This window comes from Burkholderia sp. L-4, assembly GCF_056856535.1.
Window position 1 is genome coordinate 2381228 of record NZ_JBXEOX010000002.1, and the last position, 15785, is coordinate 2397012.

General features: G+C 64.2%; 14 protein-coding genes and 1 pseudogene. 4 read left to right on the forward strand and 11 right to left on the reverse strand.

Annotation, left to right across the window (positions count from 1 at the left end):
* Nucleotides 1-42: 42 nt before the first annotated feature.
* Nucleotides 43-849 (forward strand): alpha/beta fold hydrolase, encoded by an 807-nt coding sequence (locus tag AC1VVG_RS27645; protein WP_482836875.1) that lies wholly within the window; start codon nt 43-45, stop codon nt 847-849.
* 171 nt (nt 850-1020) lie between these two features.
* Here the strand turns inward: AC1VVG_RS27645 and infA are convergent, their stop codons facing one another.
* The 10 genes from infA to urtA form a co-directional block, all read right to left on the reverse strand.
* On the reverse strand, nt 1021-1284 hold the full coding sequence (infA, locus tag AC1VVG_RS27650) for a translation initiation factor IF-1 (protein WP_006483034.1): 264 nt from the start codon (nt 1282-1284) through the stop codon (nt 1021-1023).
* 467 nt (nt 1285-1751) lie between these two features.
* Complete coding sequence (locus tag AC1VVG_RS27655) at nt 1752-1955, reverse strand: cold-shock protein (RefSeq protein ID WP_006483056.1); 204 nt, start codon at nt 1953-1955, stop codon at nt 1752-1754.
* A 533-nt stretch (nt 1956-2488) separates the two neighbouring features.
* Nucleotides 2489-3514 (reverse strand): aliphatic amidase, encoded by a 1026-nt coding sequence (locus AC1VVG_RS27660; RefSeq protein ID WP_069704718.1) that lies wholly within the window; start codon nt 3512-3514, stop codon nt 2489-2491.
* A 77-nt stretch (nt 3515-3591) separates the two neighbouring features.
* The gene (locus AC1VVG_RS27665) at nt 3592-3927 is read right to left on the reverse strand and encodes an FmdB family zinc ribbon protein (RefSeq protein ID WP_069704717.1); all 336 of its coding nucleotides are present in this window, start codon (nt 3925-3927) and stop codon (nt 3592-3594) included.
* Between the two features lie 37 nt (nt 3928-3964).
* On the reverse strand, nt 3965-5203 hold the full coding sequence (gene fmdA / locus AC1VVG_RS27670; protein ID WP_049036105.1) for a formamidase: 1239 nt from the start codon (nt 5201-5203) through the stop codon (nt 3965-3967).
* Nucleotides 5204-5264: 61 nt separating this feature from the next.
* Entirely contained in the window at nt 5265-5954 is a 690-nt protein-coding gene (gene urtE, locus AC1VVG_RS27675; protein WP_059556590.1) for an urea ABC transporter ATP-binding subunit UrtE, read from the reverse strand.
* Between the two features lie 34 nt (nt 5955-5988).
* Nucleotides 5989-6732, reverse strand: a complete 744-nt coding sequence (gene urtD / locus AC1VVG_RS27680) for an urea ABC transporter ATP-binding protein UrtD (RefSeq protein ID WP_034191287.1) — start codon at nt 6730-6732, stop codon at nt 5989-5991.
* Between the two features lie 3 nt (nt 6733-6735).
* Nucleotides 6736-7905 carry an urea ABC transporter permease subunit UrtC gene (gene urtC, locus AC1VVG_RS27685; RefSeq protein WP_069704714.1) on the reverse strand — a complete coding sequence of 390 codons (1170 nt, stop codon included), beginning with the start codon at nt 7903-7905 and terminating at the stop codon, nt 6736-6738.
* Between the two features lie 73 nt (nt 7906-7978).
* A complete protein-coding gene (urtB, locus tag AC1VVG_RS27690; protein ID WP_034191655.1) occupies nt 7979-8896 on the reverse strand; it encodes an urea ABC transporter permease subunit UrtB in 918 nt (305 codons plus the stop codon).
* Between the two features lie 55 nt (nt 8897-8951).
* Nucleotides 8952-10226: an urea ABC transporter substrate-binding protein gene (urtA, locus tag AC1VVG_RS27695; RefSeq protein WP_034191285.1), complete on the reverse strand. Its 1275-nt coding sequence runs from the start codon at nt 10224-10226 to the stop codon at nt 8952-8954.
* Between the two features lie 224 nt (nt 10227-10450).
* On the opposite strand from urtA, the gene AC1VVG_RS27700 reads away from it, so the two are divergent.
* The 3 genes and pseudogenes from AC1VVG_RS27700 to AC1VVG_RS27710 all read left to right on the forward strand — a co-directional run.
* Nucleotides 10451-13888: a hybrid sensor histidine kinase/response regulator gene (locus AC1VVG_RS27700; RefSeq protein WP_034191284.1), complete on the forward strand. Its 3438-nt coding sequence runs from the start codon at nt 10451-10453 to the stop codon at nt 13886-13888.
* A 67-nt stretch (nt 13889-13955) separates the two neighbouring features.
* Nucleotides 13956-14894, forward strand: a complete 939-nt coding sequence (locus AC1VVG_RS27705; RefSeq protein WP_482837225.1) for a response regulator — start codon at nt 13956-13958, stop codon at nt 14892-14894.
* Between the two features lie 248 nt (nt 14895-15142).
* A pseudogene (locus tag AC1VVG_RS27710) lies at nt 15143-15259 on the forward strand (transposase); the annotation flags it as partial.
* A gap of 332 nt (nt 15260-15591) precedes the next feature.
* On the opposite strand, the gene AC1VVG_RS27715 reads toward AC1VVG_RS27710, so the two are convergent.
* On the reverse strand, nt 15592-15675 hold the full coding sequence (locus AC1VVG_RS27715; RefSeq protein WP_482837226.1) for a hypothetical protein: 84 nt from the start codon (nt 15673-15675) through the stop codon (nt 15592-15594).
* Nucleotides 15676-15785: the final 110 nt, after the last annotated feature.

A 15785-nucleotide genomic window follows, 5' to 3' on the forward strand; every position in this document is an offset into this window, starting at 1 on the left:
GCGTTTCGTTTTGGTTCCCCAACCAGACGGAAACGACTTGAAATGAACCCCATCGACACCTCCTCCGCCCGCCCGACCGGCAACCACGACGGGCTCGGCTACCTGCGGCATGGCGCCGGCCCCGAATGCGTGATGGTCCTGCACGACTGGCTCGGCGACCACACGAACTACACGGCAACGCTGCCGTATCTCGACGAAACAGCCTTCACGTACGTGTTCGTCGACCTGCGCGGCTACGGCGCATCCCGCCACCTGACCGGCGCATGCACCGTCGACGAGATTTCCGCCGATTGCCTCGCGCTCGCGGATCGTCTCGGCTGGCAGCGCTTTCACGTGATCGGCCATTCGATGACCGGCATGGCGACGCAGCGGCTCGCAGCCGATGCGCCGTCACGCATCAAGAGCGCGATCGCCGTGTGTCCGGTGTCGGCGGCCGGCAACCGCCTGGGCGCCGACGCGCGCGCATTCTTCGCGAGCACGACGGTCGACGACGATGCGTTTCGGCGGCTCGTGCGATTCGTGACGGGTGGATTGTCGGCGCGCTGGGCCGACCTGAAGTTGCGGCAGAACCGCGAACGCGTGGCGCCGGGTTGCCGACTCGCGTATCTCGACATGCTGACGGGCGCGGATTTCGTCGACGACATCCGCGGGCTCGACACGCGCTTTCTGGTAATCGTCGGCGACAAGGATCCGGGAATCGACGCAGCGGCGATGCAGGCGACCTTTCTCGCGTGGCACCCGGTCGCGCGGCTCGTGACGATACCGAATTGCGGGCATTACCCGATGCAGGAATGTCCGCCGTACTTCGCGATGATCGTCGAGGATTTCCTGCGGGACGCGGCCGCCTGAGCGTTGCGCACGCGCGGCGGCCGGTGAAGGCGGTGGGGGCCGCCGCGGCATGACGGCGCCGCCGGCGACCGACGAACGGCATGCAACGCGCCGTTCATCCGGTGCGTCCGGCCGCGTGGCCGGACGGGTTTCGACCCGGTGCGCGAGTGGCCGCGCACCGGTCGAGGCCGCTTAACGACGCGGCTGGCCGCTTCGCGGCGGACGCGGGGAATTCGCGTCCTTGTGACGGAAGTTGATGCGGCCCTTCGTGAGGTCGTAGACCGACAGTTCCAGCGTCACGCGGTCGCCCGCGAGAATCCGGATGTGGTTCTTGCGCATGCGGCCCGACGCGTACGCGCCAACCACGACGCCGTTTTCCAGCGTCACACGGTATTTGCTGTCCGGCAGCACTTCGTCGACGATTCCGTCGAGTTCCAGCAGTTCTTCTTTTGCCAAACCAATTCCTCCAGACAAGGTGATAGACCGCGGCCGCGGCGATCTGCCCGGCGCGGCATCCCGTAACGGGACGGCCGCCGGCAGGCTGCCGGGGATCGGTTCGTTCAGACGGGCCACAGGCCTGTCTTGCGATCGGAGCCCGGCGCGTTGCGGCGTTCGGGCGGTCGGTGGCGGCGGCGGGATGAGCGCCGCGCAAGTCGGGACCGCGCCGGCTACGACATGGCGGCGGTCTGCTCAGGTTGATGCGTTGAAGCGGTGATGCGCTCGCGAAGCGGCGAGCGCTTTGCGAGGGCGTTACGTCGCACGCCGTTCAGGCATGCGAGGAGGGAGGCGTCACGACCGATGCATCGTGAATGTCGCGATGCATCGGTCGTGCGCATCGGAACGCGCCACCGCCGCCAGGGCGGCGCCTCGCGCGAAACTCCATCCGGCAACGGCCACCGACTGGCGGCCGCTGCCGTTGCGGCTTACTGCGGCGTGATGTTCGACGCTTGCAGACCCTTCGGGCCGCGCTTCACTTCGAAGCTGACCTTCTGGCCTTCGGCCAGGGTCTTGAAACCCGTGCCGCGAATTTCCGAGAAATGGGCGAACAGATCGTCGCCGCCGTTGTCCGGGGAGATGAAACCAAAGCCCTTGGTTTCGTTGAACCACTTGACGGTACCGGTATCCACAAATACTTCCTTAATACAAATAATTGAACATGCGCCCGCGACGGGCACAGAAAGAATCAAAGAGGGAGAGACCAACGACTGCCGCACGGAGCGCGGCCAATGATGAGCAATCGAACTTCTTGAACACTTCGACCATGGACACTACGCCGTAGCGGCCATTTCGTCAAGCCATTTCGATGCAGTGCAGCATGCGATCGCCGCGTGCGCCTTGCGTGGCGGGCATGACCGGCCGACGGCGCACATTCCGATACGCCCCCGTTTTCGGGCGGCCTGCCCGTCTTTTTACCGCGGCTCGAACACGTGATGCGGCGCCGGCGGCTCGCCCCCGTCGCGAATCCGCGTCTCGAACGCCTTGCGCGCGACGCTCGCCGGCCGCACGTCGGCCATGTCCAGGTAGAACGGCGAATCGGCTGCCCGTTGCCCTGCCCCGTCAGCTGCGTCGCCTGGTGGTCCTCGAACAGGTTCCCGAAACAGTCGATCGGCGCACGGTGCACGGTCGCAAAGTGCGCGCACGAAGCCGGGAACGCACGCGCTCAGTCTTGATGCGGAATACCTTCGATCGGGCACTCCGGCGTGCCGGGCGTTGCGCGCGTAAGCGCTTCGACGCGGCGACGCGTGGCGTCGGGATCCGCGATCCAGTCGCGATAGAACCCGAATGGACAGTCCGCGACGCCATTCGCGCCATCGCCGGAATTGATCGTGCCGGTATAGCCGCGATGCAGCAGCTTGTACAGATGATTCTGCGACTGCATGTTACGCCGCGCGTCGCGAATCATCCCGAGCGACAGCTCCGCATACTGCACGCCCATTTCCTCCTCGCCGCATTCGCCGAGCGTGCGCCCGTCGAACCCCACGATCGCGGAATGGCCGAAGTACGAATACACACCGTCCCAGCCCGTGGCGTTGGCCACTGCCACGTAGGTATTGTTCATCCACGCCATGGCCTTCGCGACCATCACCTGCTGTTCTTTCGCCGGATACATATAGCCCTGGCAGCGCACGATCAGCTCCGCGCCGTTCATCGCGCAGTCGCGCCAGATCTCCGGATAATTTCCGTCATCGCAGATGATCAGGCTGATCTTGAGACCCTTCGGCCCGTCCGTCACATAGGTCCGGTCGCCCGGGTACCAGCCTTCGATCGGCGTCCACGGCATGATCTTGCGATACTTCTGCACGATCTCGCCGCGATTGTCGATCAACACGAGCGTGTTGTACGGTACCTTGCGCGGATGCGCCTCGTGGCGCTCGCCCGTGATCGAGAACACGCCCCACACGTTGGCCTTGCGGCACGCCGCCGCGAAGATGTCGGTCTCCTCGCCGGGGATCGTCGACGCCGTATCGAACATCTCCTGGCGGTCGTACATGATGCCGTGGGTCGAATACTCGGGGAACACCACGAGATCCATGCCTGGCAAACCCTGTTTCATGCCGACCACCATGTCGGCGATGCGGCGCGCGTTGTCGAGCACCTCCGCCTTCGTGTGCAGACGCGGCATCTTGTAGTTGACTACCGCGACACCCACACAATCGCGGCTGCTCGAAATATCACCATGTCGCATGACGCTTCCTCCTCGAACACGTTGACGCCGCGCGCGACGGCCGCTGCTTCCGGGCATCGGCTCGCGCGCGGCACACCTTAGTGGCTGATCATCCAGGGCCGTCCCGCCGGCCGCTTGAGGCCGTCCGACGCCGTGCCGGCAAGCTTCGCCGCGCCGCCCGAGCAGCAACTGCAGCCGGCGCGATGGTGCAGCGGCGGCCCGTCGTCGGACTGACGCGGCGCGTGCGCGGCACGCTCGTTGGTCGCGTGCGCGGCGCGGCGCGCCCCCGTCATCAGCGCCAGCGATGGCGCGCCGATCACGCGCCCGCCTTGCGCGCCGCACTCGGGACAACGGCACGGTTTTTCGCGATCCGCGATGCGGCGCATGACCGAGAACGGCCCGCAGCTTGCGCACTCGAAGTCGTAGATGGGCATGACAGCCTCCTTTTCCTGCGTCATTTCAGTGTGCCGCTCACGCCTTCGCGAGATCCGGCGAACACGGCAGATCCACGCCGCCCTGGATGTGCCGGATCGGGCCGTCGGCATTCGGGCGAATGTCGAAATCGAAGATCTGCGTGGGCAGCCACAAGGTCGCGCACGCGTTCGGAATATCCACCACGCCGCTGATATGCCCCTGCACCGGCGCGCAGCCGAGCAGCGAATACGCTTGCGCGCCCGAATAACCGAATTTCTTCAGATACTCGATCGCGTTCAGGCACGCCTGGCGATACGCGGTGGTGACGTCGAGATAATGCTGGCCACCCTGCTCGTCGACGGAAATACCTTCGAAAATGAGGTAATCGTTATAGGTCGGCGTGATCGGGCTGGGCTGAAAGACGGGATTGCGAATCCCGTATTTCGCCATGCCGCCCTTGATGAGATTCACGCGCATGTGCACCCAGCCGGCCATTTCGATCGCGCCGCAGAACGTGATCTCGCCGTCCCCCTGGCTGAAGTGCAGGTCGCCGACCGAAAGGCCCGCGCCATCCACGTAGACCGGGAAAAACACCTTCGAGCCGCGCGACAAATCCTTGATGTCGCAATTGCCGCCATGCTCGCGCGGCGGCACCGTGCGTGCGCCCTGCGCGGCGGCCTTGTCGCGCGCCTCGCCCGCGAGCTTGCCCATGTGGGCGGTGGCCGCGAACGGCGGATTCGCGAGCGGCGGCACGCGATCGGGCGCGGTGGCGATCAGGCCGGTTTCACGCGCATTCCAGGTCTCCAGCAATTTCGGATCGGGCAGGCAGCCGATCAGGCCCGGGTGAATCAGGCCCGCGAAATTCACGCCCGGAATATGGCGCGAACGCGTATAGACACCGTGAAAATCCCAGATCGATTTTTGCGCGCTGGGGAAATGATCGGTCAGAAAGCCGCCGCCGTTGGTCTTCGAAAAGAAGCCGTTGAAGCCCCACTGACTGTCGGCCTTCGCGCCGATGTCGAGCAGGTCGACCACCAGCAGGTCGCCGGGCTCGGCGCCTTGCACGCCCACCGGGCCGGAGAGAAAGTGCACGATCGACAGGTCGATGTCGCGCACGTCGTCGGCGCTGTCGTCGTTCTTGATGAAACCGCCGGTCCAGTCGTAGGTTTCGAGAATGAAGTCGTCGCCGGGCTTCACCCAGCAGGCCATCGGAATGTCGGGGTGCCAGCGGTTGTGTACCTGTTCGTTTTCGTAGGCCGACTGGTTCAGATCGACCTTGATGAGAGTCTCGGGCATGGCATTGGCTCCTGGGTTCGCGGATTGACATACGGCGCGGCGCGCGAACGCCGCGCCGCGCTCAGACGGAGAGGTATTCGCGGATGCGGTCGGTGTCGCCCGCGTCACGCGTGCTTTGGTGCACGAAGCGGCCGCCCTCGATCACGAACAGGCGGTCGGCCACGTCGAGCGCGAAGCTCAACACCTGCTCCGAGACGACGATGGCGATATTGCGGCTCGTGCGAATCTGGTTGAGCGCCCTGGCGATGTCCTTGATGACGGACGGCTGGATGCCTTCGGTCGGCTCGTCGAGCAGCAGCACTTTCGGGTCGGTTGCAAGCGCGCGCGCAATCGCGAGTTGCTGTTGCTGACCGCCCGAGAGATTGCCGCCCTTGCGCTTTCTCATGTCGAACAGCACGGGAAACAACGCGTAAAGTTCGTCGGGCACCTGCTGGCTCTGCGCGTTTTCGAGGCCCGTCCGAATGTTTTCCTCGACGCTCAGCGACGCGAAGATCTGCCGGCCTTGCGGCACGTAGCCAATGCCCTTCGACACGCGGCGGTAGCTCTCGTCCTTCGAAACGTCGGCGCCAGCCACGCGCACCGTGCCGCGATTGGCGGGCAGCATGCCGATCAGCGCCTTGAACAACGTGGTCTTGCCCATGCCGTTGCGGCCCATCACGGCCACGCTTTCGCCTTGCGCAACGGAAAAGCCGATGCCGTGCAGCACTTCGCTCTGGCCGTAGCTGACGACGAGATCGTCGACTTCCAGCATGATGTGTTCTCCGTGTTGTCGTTCGGTTGCCGACTCAGTGGCCGAGGTAGACGTCGATCACGCGCGGATCGGCCTGCACCTGTGCCATCGGCCCTTCCGCGAGGATCTTCCCCTGATGCATGACCGTGACCTTGTGCGCGATGCGCTCCACAAACGCCATGTCGTGTTCGATCACGATCATCGAGCGGTTGCGGCAAATGCGGTCGAGCAGGTCGGCGGTCAGTTCGCGCTCGCGCACGCTCATGCCGGCAATCGGCTCGTCGAGCATCAACAGTTCCGGATCCTGCATCAGCAGCATGCCGATTTCGAGCCACTGTTTCTGGCCATGCGAAAGCAGCCCCGCTTCCAGATCGAGCGCGCCGGCGAGGCCGATTTCACTGGCCACGTCGCGCACGCGATCGGCCACTTCGGTATCCTCCCGATAGGCGAGCGCGCCAAACACGCTGCGACCGCGCGGAAACGACACTTCGAGGTTCTGCGCCACGCTCAGGTTTTCGTAAATCGACGGCGTCTGGAACTTGCGGCCGATCCCTTGACGCACGCGGCGGAATTCCGCGAGCTTCGTGATTTCCTCGTTGCGGAACTTGATGCTGCCCGCCGTTTCCCTGGTCTTGCCGCAGATGAGATCGAGCAGCGTGGTCTTGCCCGCGCCGTTCGGGCCGATCACCACGCGCAACTCGCCGCGTTCGAGATAGAGATTGAGCGAATCGATCGCCTTGAAGCCGTCGAACGACACGGTCAGGTCTTCGATCGCGAGCAGAAAGTCGGTATTGCTCATGCTTCACGCCTCCTTGTTCGCCGCGCCGAGCAGACGTCTCACGCGCGGGCGCACATGCTCTTCGTACAGACCCGCCAGCCCGTTCGGAAACACCATCACCACGCCGATGAACATCGCCGCCATCAGATAGAGCCAGAGGTTCGGAAAGCTCTCCGAGAACCAGCTCTTGCCGAGATTGACGAGAATCGCGCCGTACACCGCGCCGACCAGCGACATGCGCCCGCCGATGGCCGCGTAGATCACCATTTCGATCGACGGCACGATGCCGACGAACGACGGCGACATGAAGCCCACCTGCAGCGTGAACATCGCGCCGCCGACGGCCGCGAGCATCGCCGCGAGACAGAACGCGAACACCTTGAACATGGCGACGTCGTAGCCCGAGAAGCGCACGCGGTCTTCCTTGTCGCGCATCGCGAGCAGCAGCGTGCCGAGCTTGCTGCGCTGAACGTAACGGCAGGCGAGCAGCGCGCCGATCAGCAGCGCGGCGTTCACGAAGTACAGGATCAGCTTCGCGTGATCGGTGCGGATGTCCCAGCCGAGCAGCGTGCGCAGGTCGGTGATGCCGTTCACGCCGCCCGTATAGCCTTGCTGACCGATGATGAGCACCGAGAGGATCAGCGCAACCGCCTGCGTGATGATCGCGAAGTAGACGCCGCCCACGCGCCGCTTGAACATCGCGTAGCCGATCACGAACGCGAGCGCCGTCGGCACGACGAGCACCGCGAGTATCGAGAACGGCAATCCATGAAACGGCTTCCACCATGCGGGCAGCGCGGTGAGCTGGTTCCAGTCCATGAAGTCGGGAATGCCCGGCGTGGTCTGCGTGCGTGTGGCGGCCGGATCGGACGCTTCGAGCTTGAGAAACATCGCCATCGCGTAACCGCCGAGGCCGAAGAACACGCCCTGGCCGAGACTGAGCACGCCGCCGTAGCCCCACGCGATCACGAGGCCGATCGCCACGAACGCGTAGGTCAGGTACTTGCCCATCAGGTTCAGACGGAACGTGTCGAGCACGAGCGGAAACACGACCACGATGAGCAGCGCAAGCAGCACGATGCCCGCGTAGCCCGACGCGTCGAGCCGCGCCGCGCGAGCCCGCCAGCCGGCCGGCGGCGCGCCCGGGCCGGATCGCGGCGATACGCCGCCCGCCGTGGGTTGGATGGGTTCCATGTCCAACTCTCCATACGAATGAAGCTGTGAATGAGGCTTGCGCATGAACGCGCGCTGACGTGAGCCGCAGTGTTTAGACTCGCCTCACCTTCGAGGCGAACAGGCCCTGCGGACGCAGCATGAGAATCACCACGACGGTGAGCAGCGTGAGCACGCGCGCAATCGAGCCCGAGAGAAAGAACTCGCTGATCGACTGCATCTGCGCGATGCCGAATGCCGACGCCACGGTACCGAGCAGGCTCGCCGCGCCGCCAAACGTCACGACGAGAAACGAATCGACGATATAGAGCGAGCCGCTCGTCGGCCCCGTCGAGCCGATGGCCGTGAAAGCCGCGCCCGCCACGCCCGCGATACCGCAGCCAATCGCGAAAGTCATGCGGTCGGTGCGCTGCGTGTTGATGCCTGCCGCGTTCGCCATCGGCCGGTTCGCGACCGTGGCGCGCACGCGCAAGCCCCAGCGCGAGCGATAAAGCGCGAGCAGCAGCCCGCCCGTCATCAGCAGCGCGAGGCCCATCACGAACATGCCGCTCACCGGAATGTCGAGGCCGGGCGTGGGCTCCCACGAACCCATCAGCCAGTCGGGCAGCGCCGGACTCACCTCCTTCGGCCCGAAGGTCGACCGGAACACCTGCTGCATGCCGAGGCTCAGGCCCCAGGTGGCGAGCAGCGTGTCGAGCGGGCGCTTGTACAGATGGCGAATCAGCGCCCATTCGGCGAGCCAGCCCGCCGCGAAGGCCAGCGCGAACGCCGCGAGAATCGCGAAGAAGAAATACACGGGCGTGAGCGCGTGCCAGACGTTCTGCGACAACCACGAAAACATGTAGACCGTATAGGCGCCGATCGTCATGAATTCGCCGTGCGCCATGTTGATCACGCCCATCTGGCCGAAGATCACGGCGAGCCCGAGCCCCATCAGGAGCAGGACGCTGAAGAGGCTCAGACCGGCGAAGCCCTGCATCAGCGTGATGTTGAAAATATCGGTAGCGGACATCGAACGCTCCTCGCGCGGCGGCATCATGGCCCGCCGCGCCGCTGCGGTTGACGGATTACATGTAGCCCTTCGGGAACGGATTCGGCTGGATCGGCTGCTCCGACTGCGCGACGACCTTGAACTGGCCGTTCGCCTGCCCTTCTCCGATCAGCGAGCGGCTCCACAGGTGGTGGTTCGCATCGACCTTCGCGTAACCTTGCGGCGCGTTCGCCACCTCGATGCCGGCCGAATGCGCGACCACCTTGTCCACGTCGAAGCTGCCCGCGCGCTCGCACGCCGCCTTCCAGATCCACGGGCCGAGATAGGCGGCCTGCGTCACGTCGCCGATCACCGACTTCTGCCCGTAGCGCGCCTTGAACGCCGCGACGAACTTCTTGTTGTTCTCGTTATCGAGCGACTGGAAATACTTCATCGACGAATAGAAACCCGCGAAGTTGTCGCCGCCGATGCCGAGCACTTCGTCTTCGGTCACCGACAGCGTCAGCAGGAACTGCTTCTGCGGCGTGATGCCCGCGGCCTTGAGCTGCTTGTAGAACGCCACGTTCGAGCCGCCCACCACGGTCGCGAAGATGCAGTCCGGACGCGCGAGCTTGATCTTGTTCATCAACGACGCGAACTCGGTGGTGCCGAGCGGGTAATACTCCTCGCCCGCCACCTTCGCATGCAGATGCTGTTCGATATGACGGCGCGCGATCTTGTTCGAGGTGCGCGGCCAGATGTAGTCGGAGCCGATCAGAAAGAACGTCTTGGCCTTCTTGGTGTTCGAGGCCCAGTCGAGCGCCCAGAGAATCTGCTGGGTCGCTTCCTGGCCCGTGTAGAACACGTTCTTCGACTGTTCGAGGCCTTCGTAGAAGGTCGGGTAATAGAGCAGGCCGTTATCCTTCTCGAACACCGGCAGCACCGCCTTGCGCGAGGCCGAGGTCCAGCAGCCGAACACCGCCGCGACGTGGTCGTTCTCCAGCAGCTTCTTCGATTTTTCGGCGAAGGTCGGCCAGTCGGAGGCGCCGTCTTCCTGAATGATCTGCACCTTGCGGCCGAGCACGCCGCCCATCGCGTTGATCTGCTCGATGGCGAGGCGTTCGGCCTGGATCGAGCCGGTTTCGGAAATCGCCATCGTGCCGGTGGCCGAATGAAGCTGGCCGACCGTCACCGTCGTGTCCGTGACCGCGAGGCCCGTGGTATTGACCTTCGCCGTGGGCGGCGTTTGCGCAAACGCGCCGCGCGGCAGGCCCAGCGCCATCAGCGGCGCGGCGGCCAGGCCGCCGAGCATTTTCCGGCGCAGTGGCGAAGGCATCCGGGCATCGTCATCGAGTCGATCGTCTGCGGACATCACGTTCTCCTTATCGGGTGCCCGATGCGGGTCGCTGCGGGCTGGGTCGAGGTTGGACGCAATGTAGAAAGCCAATTTGACGATCGAAATACGTCAATCGACGTATTCCCGGCGCGCGTGCTGGAATGTAATTTGCATTGCAGGGCGATCCTGAGCGGTGTGGTCCGCCGTGACGCCGTTCGCGCCCCGCTCGTGCCGCTTTCGCACCATTTCGGATCATCTTCATGTCCCAGAGTCACCCGTCAGTGGGCGCGCCCGGTACGCAACGCATCGTCAAGGTGCGCCGCGACTACAACGCCTGGGTTGGCGACGAAACCCTCGAGGACTACGCGCTGCGCTTCACACCGCGCTCGTTCCGGCGCTGGTCGGAGCTGCGGGTGGCCAATACGGCGATTGGCGCGGTGTCGTTTCTGGTGCTGGAGGCGATAGGCGGCAGTCTCGTCGTCAACTACGGCTTCACGAACACGCTCTGGGCCATCGCGGCCGTGTCCGTGCTGATCTGGCTCACCAGTTTGCCCATCAGCTATTACGCGGCGCGCTACGGCGTGGACATGGATCTGCTCACGCGCGGCGCGGGCTTTGGCTATATCGGCTCGACGGTCACCTCGCTGCTGTACGCGGTGTTCACGTTTATTTTTTTTGCGCTCGAAGCGGCCATCATGTCGCTTGCGCTCCAGCTGTATTTCCACATTTCCCTGGCGATCGCCTACGTCGTGAGTTCGCTCGTGGTGATTCCGATCGTCATGTTCGGCATCACGCTGATCAACCGCCTGCAAAGCTGGACGCAGCCGCTGTGGCTCGTCTTGTTCGTGCTGCCCTACGCAGCCGTGCTGTGGCACCATCCCGACCTGGTCGCGCAGTGGACCACCTTCGCGGGTTTCGCGCCGCAGGGCCGCGCTTTCAGCCTGATTGCCTTCGGTCAAGCATCGACGGTCGTGTTCGCGCTGATCGTACAGGTGGGCGAACAGGTGGACTATCTGCGCTTCCTGCCGCCGCTCACCGCGAAGAACCGCACGCGCTGGTGGTTCGCGCTGCTCTCGACGGGGCCGGGCTGGATCGTACCCGGCGCGCTCAAGATGCTGGGCGGTGCATTCCTCGCCTTCATTGCGCTCCAGTACGAGGTCGATGCGAGCCACGCAACCCAGCCTACGCAGATGTACCTCGTCGCCTATCATCTGCTGCTCGATCCGTTGGGGCTCGCGAGTTGGGCGCTGCCCGCGATGACGCTGTTCGTGATCGTCTCGCAGTTGAAGATCAACGTGACCAATGCCTATGCGGGCTCGCTCGCCTGGTCCAATTTTTTCGCGCGGCTCACGCACAGCCATCCGGGCCGCGTGGTATGGCTCGTGTTCAACGTCATGATCGCGTTGCTTCTCGTGGAAATGGGCGTGTTCGATGCGATCGCCAAGGTGCTGTCGCTCTACGCGAACATCGCGATTGCGTGGATCGGCGCGTTGTTCGCCGATCTCGTCATCAACAAGCCGCTTGGCTATAGCCCGCGACATATCGAGTTCAAGCGCGCGCATCTCTACGATGTGAATCCCGTGGGCGTCGGTGCGATGCTGATCGCAGCCGCCGTCGCGATGCTCGCGCATAGCGGCCTGTTCGGCGTGCTCGCCAAGGCGATGTCGTCGTTCATCGCGTTCGGTGCGGCGTTCGCGTGCGCGCCCGTACTCGCGGTACTCACGCGCGGGCGCTATTACATTGCCCGTGCCGCGCAACCGACCGGCGACGCCACCTCGCTGCGCTGCGCGATCTGCGAAAACACCTTCGAGCCGGACGATACGGCGTACTGCCCGGCCTATGGAGGCACGATCTGCTCGCTGTGCTGCTCGCTCGACTCGCGCTGCCACGACCGCTGCAAACCGCACGCGCGCTTCGCCGCGCAGGCCGACCGCGCGCTGCACCGCGTGCTGCCGGGCGCGCGACTCGGCCCCGCCGCGCTGCGCCTCATTCACTATGCGAGCCTCGTGCTCGCCATGCTCGCGGTGCTGGGCAGCGTGCTCTATCTGATCTGGTCGCAGAGCGCGACTTCGATGATCGCCGCCGGACCATCGATCGGCCGCGCGCTCTCGGGTAGCTTCCTGAATATTTTTCTCGCGCTCTCGCTGGTGGGCTGCATCGCGGCCTGGTGGTTCGTGCTGGAGCGCGAAAACCGCCGCGTCACGCAGGAAGAGTCGCAGCGGCAAAACGAATTGCTGATGCTTGAAATCGACGCGCATCAGAAGACCGACGCGGCGCTCAAGCGTGCGACCGCCGCCGCGGAATCGGCCAATCAGGCCAAAAGCCGTTACGTCTCCGGTTTGAGCCACGAGTTGCGCACTCCGTTGAACAGCATTCTCGGCTACGCACAATTGCTGCTGCAGGCGAAGGAAGAACTCACGCCGATGCGCTACAACGCCGTGCGCACGATCCATCGCAGCGGCGAGCATTTGCTCGCGCTCGTCGACGGGCTGCTCGACATCGCGCGCATCGAGGCAGGCAAGCTTCAGTTGAACATCGCCAAGGTATCCCTCGCCGATTTCGTCGCCCACCTTACGTCGATGCTGCGGCCACAGGCGCTCGAAAAGGCACTCGCATTCGACGTGCAGACGGTCGGTCGGCTTCCCGCCACCGTGCGCACGGACCAGAAGTGCATGAGTCAGATCCTCACCAACCTAATCGGCAATGCGATCCGCTTCACGTCGAGCGGCACGATCACGCTGCGCGTAAGTCATGTGCTCGATACACTCAAATTCGAGGTGATCGATACCGGCCCCGGCATCCCGCCCAGCGAACTGGAGCGCCTGTTCCTGCCGTTCGAACGCGGCGAAGCAGCCCATGCGTACGATCACGGCGCCGGTCTCGGGCTCACGATCTGCCGCCTGCTCACGCAAGCGCTCGGCGGCAGCCTGGAGGTGGACAGTGAAGTCGGGCATGGCACGCGCTTTGTGGTCCGCCTGTTCGCCCCCGCCGTTGACACGGCAGCCGAAACACGCACCGAACTCGCGTCGATTCGCGGCTATACGGGGGCGCGCCGCACCATTCTCGTCGTCGACGACCTCGACGACCAGCGCGACATCGTCGTGCAGTTGCTCACGCCGCTTGGCTTCGATGTCGCTGAAGCGGCCAGCGGCACCGATGCGCTGCGCTGGCTTGCGATGCACACGGCGGACGCCATCATCATGGACATTTCGATGCCGTTGATGGACGGCTACGAAACCAGTCGCCTGATCTCCGAGAATCAGTTGTCGAACGCGCCCATCGTTCTGCTCTCCGCCAACGCGTTCGCCGATGACCGCGATCGCGCAAGCGCGACCGGATGCAAGGATTATCTGGTCAAGCCGCTGCAGGTGAATCTGCTGCTCGACAAGCTTGCGCAACTGCTTGCACTCGACTGGATTGCGTCCGATACCGAAGCGAGCTCACTTCCGGCGGCAAACGCACCGGCCGCGACGCAGCCGCTCGCGCTCGCCGTGTGGCCGCGCGAACTCATCGAACACCTGCATGCGCATCTCGAAGTCGGCTACGTACAGGGCGTGATCGAACAGCTCGACGCCGCGCGCGAGACCTGGCCCGAGTTGCGGCATCAAATCGACGCGTTGCGCTCGTTGGCGGAACGTTTTCAGCTAAGGGAACTCGAGCATGAACTTGACCGACTCGCGCGCGGCTCGAACGCGTGACGCACGCACCACCATCGCGGCCTCCCCGCTCGCCGACAACCCGGCCGCGTGGCTGCACGAACGGCCCATGATACTGATCGTCGACGACACGCCGGAGAACCTCGCTTTTCTTTCCGATACGCTGCAGGCGCACGGCTACACGGTTATCGTTGCCCTGTCCGGCGAGGATGCGCTTAAACGCCTCGCGCGCGTGACGCCCGACGTGGTATTGCTTGATGCAATGATGCCCGACATGGACGGCTTCGAAACATGCCTGCGTATCAAGCAGCACGGACGGCACGAGCATCTTCCCGTCATCTTCATGACCGCATTGACGGAGAGTGAGCACGTCGTACGCGGCTTTCGCGTGGGCGGCATCGACTACGTGACCAAACCGGTGCAGCCCGAGGAGTTGTGCGCGCGCATCGGCGCCCACGTACGACGTTCACGTGCGCAGTTGTACGCGGAGGCGGCACTGTCGCTCGACACACGCGCGGCGCTGATCGTCGGCGCGGACGGCACGATTCGCTGGCAGAGTCCGCAGGCTGCGCATCATATCGCCGCATACGCGACTACGCATGACGGCCCCGCCGATGCCGGGCAAACCAAGAACGCACGCGGGTCCGATGCGCCACCGACTCTGCCTGCCCCGCTGCGCATGTGGTTCATCGACTGGCTCGCGCGCGGCGCCCAAGGGGACGCCGTGCACGAAGTCAGCACGGGCCAGATACGTCGCTCGGCCAGTGCGACGCTCGGTCCGGAACCGGGCGAATGGATCGTGATCCTCAAGGAAAGAGACGACACGGCGCATTGCAATGCGCTCGCCGAACGCTTCGGCCTGACCATACGGGAAGCCGAAGTGCTGCTGTGGGTGTCGCACGGCAAGACAAACCGCGATATCGGCGACATTCTCGGCATAGCCCCGCGCACGGTGAACAAGCATCTTGAACACCTGTTCCGCAAGCTACATGTCGAGACCCGCGCAGGCGCAGCCGCCGCAGCGATCAAAATGCTCGAACGTGCCTGAAGAGCGTCAATTCCGGACTCGTCCTTCGTCTACACCGATACCGTGCCTCTCGCCCTGGCGAACGGTACGTGCGGCGATATCCCGTAGCGCGGCGCGCCAGCCGCCTGCGCCGCGGCTCCGTGATGACGACACCAACGCAAACGCGCCGACGAGACAGCTTCGGTGAGTGAGGCGAGCCCACAACACTGTCCCAGTTGAAAGTGGAAAATTCCGGCATGACGTTGTCATTCAGACCAGGAGGTCATGCCGTGAAGAAGAGCAAGTTCACCGAAGAGCAGACCACATACGCGTCGAGGCAGGCCGCGCGGGGAACGCCTGTCGCGGAGGTCTGCCGCAAGACGGGGATCAGCGACGCGATTTTCTACATCCATGGACTGCTCCCAACAGCAAACGGAAGTTGACAGACACGGAAGTCGATTGCGTCCCTCCATCCGGCGTCAGGGCATCGCCCAGCGCCCAACCGGAATTCCACGCGTGCGGGCCTCGACAACTGGAAGCCCTCAGGGACCGTTATAAAAGCCTGGTTCCCTGCTCGCCCGGATTGACCGGAGTGCCACTCGTCAATTCGTCAACGCATCGCCGGTGACGTTGCCACACTGATTTCCGATACGACCGGCCGGTTGCGAGCATCGACCAGATCACACATGCAATCTTGTTCGCGATCGCAACCATGGCCCGATTGGCGCGTCGTCTGGCATTACGATGCGAGAGCCCAGGCGTGCTTCTTGTCATGTCTGGTTGGTGCGGTTCGGAGTACCGCGCGAGCACCGCGTATGAACAAGGTACGGAGATGTCGGTCGCCTCGCTTGCCGATACGAATGTGTGTTCCCTCGTACAGGCTGCAGGAACTTCATCATGTAAATCGCTGCGAACGAAGCGCGCTCCGCCGCA

Coding starts and splice junctions, on each gene's coding strand:
- AC1VVG_RS27645 (WP_482836875.1), top strand. CDS start 43: ATGAACCCCATCGACACCTCCTCCGCCCGCCCGACCGGCAACCACGAC.
- AC1VVG_RS27660 (WP_069704718.1), bottom strand. CDS start 3,514: ATGCGACATGGTGATATTTCGAGCAGCCGCGATTGTGTGGGTGTCGCG.
- AC1VVG_RS27665 (WP_069704717.1), bottom strand. CDS start 3,927: ATGCCCATCTACGACTTCGAGTGCGCAAGCTGCGGGCCGTTCTCGGTC.
- fmdA (WP_049036105.1), bottom strand. CDS start 5,203: ATGCCCGAGACTCTCATCAAGGTCGATCTGAACCAGTCGGCCTACGAA.
- urtE (WP_059556590.1), bottom strand. CDS start 5,954: ATGCTGGAAGTCGACGATCTCGTCGTCAGCTACGGCCAGAGCGAAGTG.
- urtD (WP_034191287.1), bottom strand. CDS start 6,732: ATGAGCAATACCGACTTTCTGCTCGCGATCGAAGACCTGACCGTGTCG.
- urtC (WP_069704714.1), bottom strand. CDS start 7,905: ATGGAACCCATCCAACCCACGGCGGGCGGCGTATCGCCGCGATCCGGC.
- urtB (WP_034191655.1), bottom strand. CDS start 8,896: ATGTCCGCTACCGATATTTTCAACATCACGCTGATGCAGGGCTTCGCC.
- urtA (WP_034191285.1), bottom strand. CDS start 10,226: ATGTCCGCAGACGATCGACTCGATGACGATGCCCGGATGCCTTCGCCA.
- AC1VVG_RS27700 (WP_034191284.1), top strand. CDS start 10,451: ATGTCCCAGAGTCACCCGTCAGTGGGCGCGCCCGGTACGCAACGCATC.
- AC1VVG_RS27705 (WP_482837225.1), top strand. CDS start 13,956: ATGATACTGATCGTCGACGACACGCCGGAGAACCTCGCTTTTCTTTCC.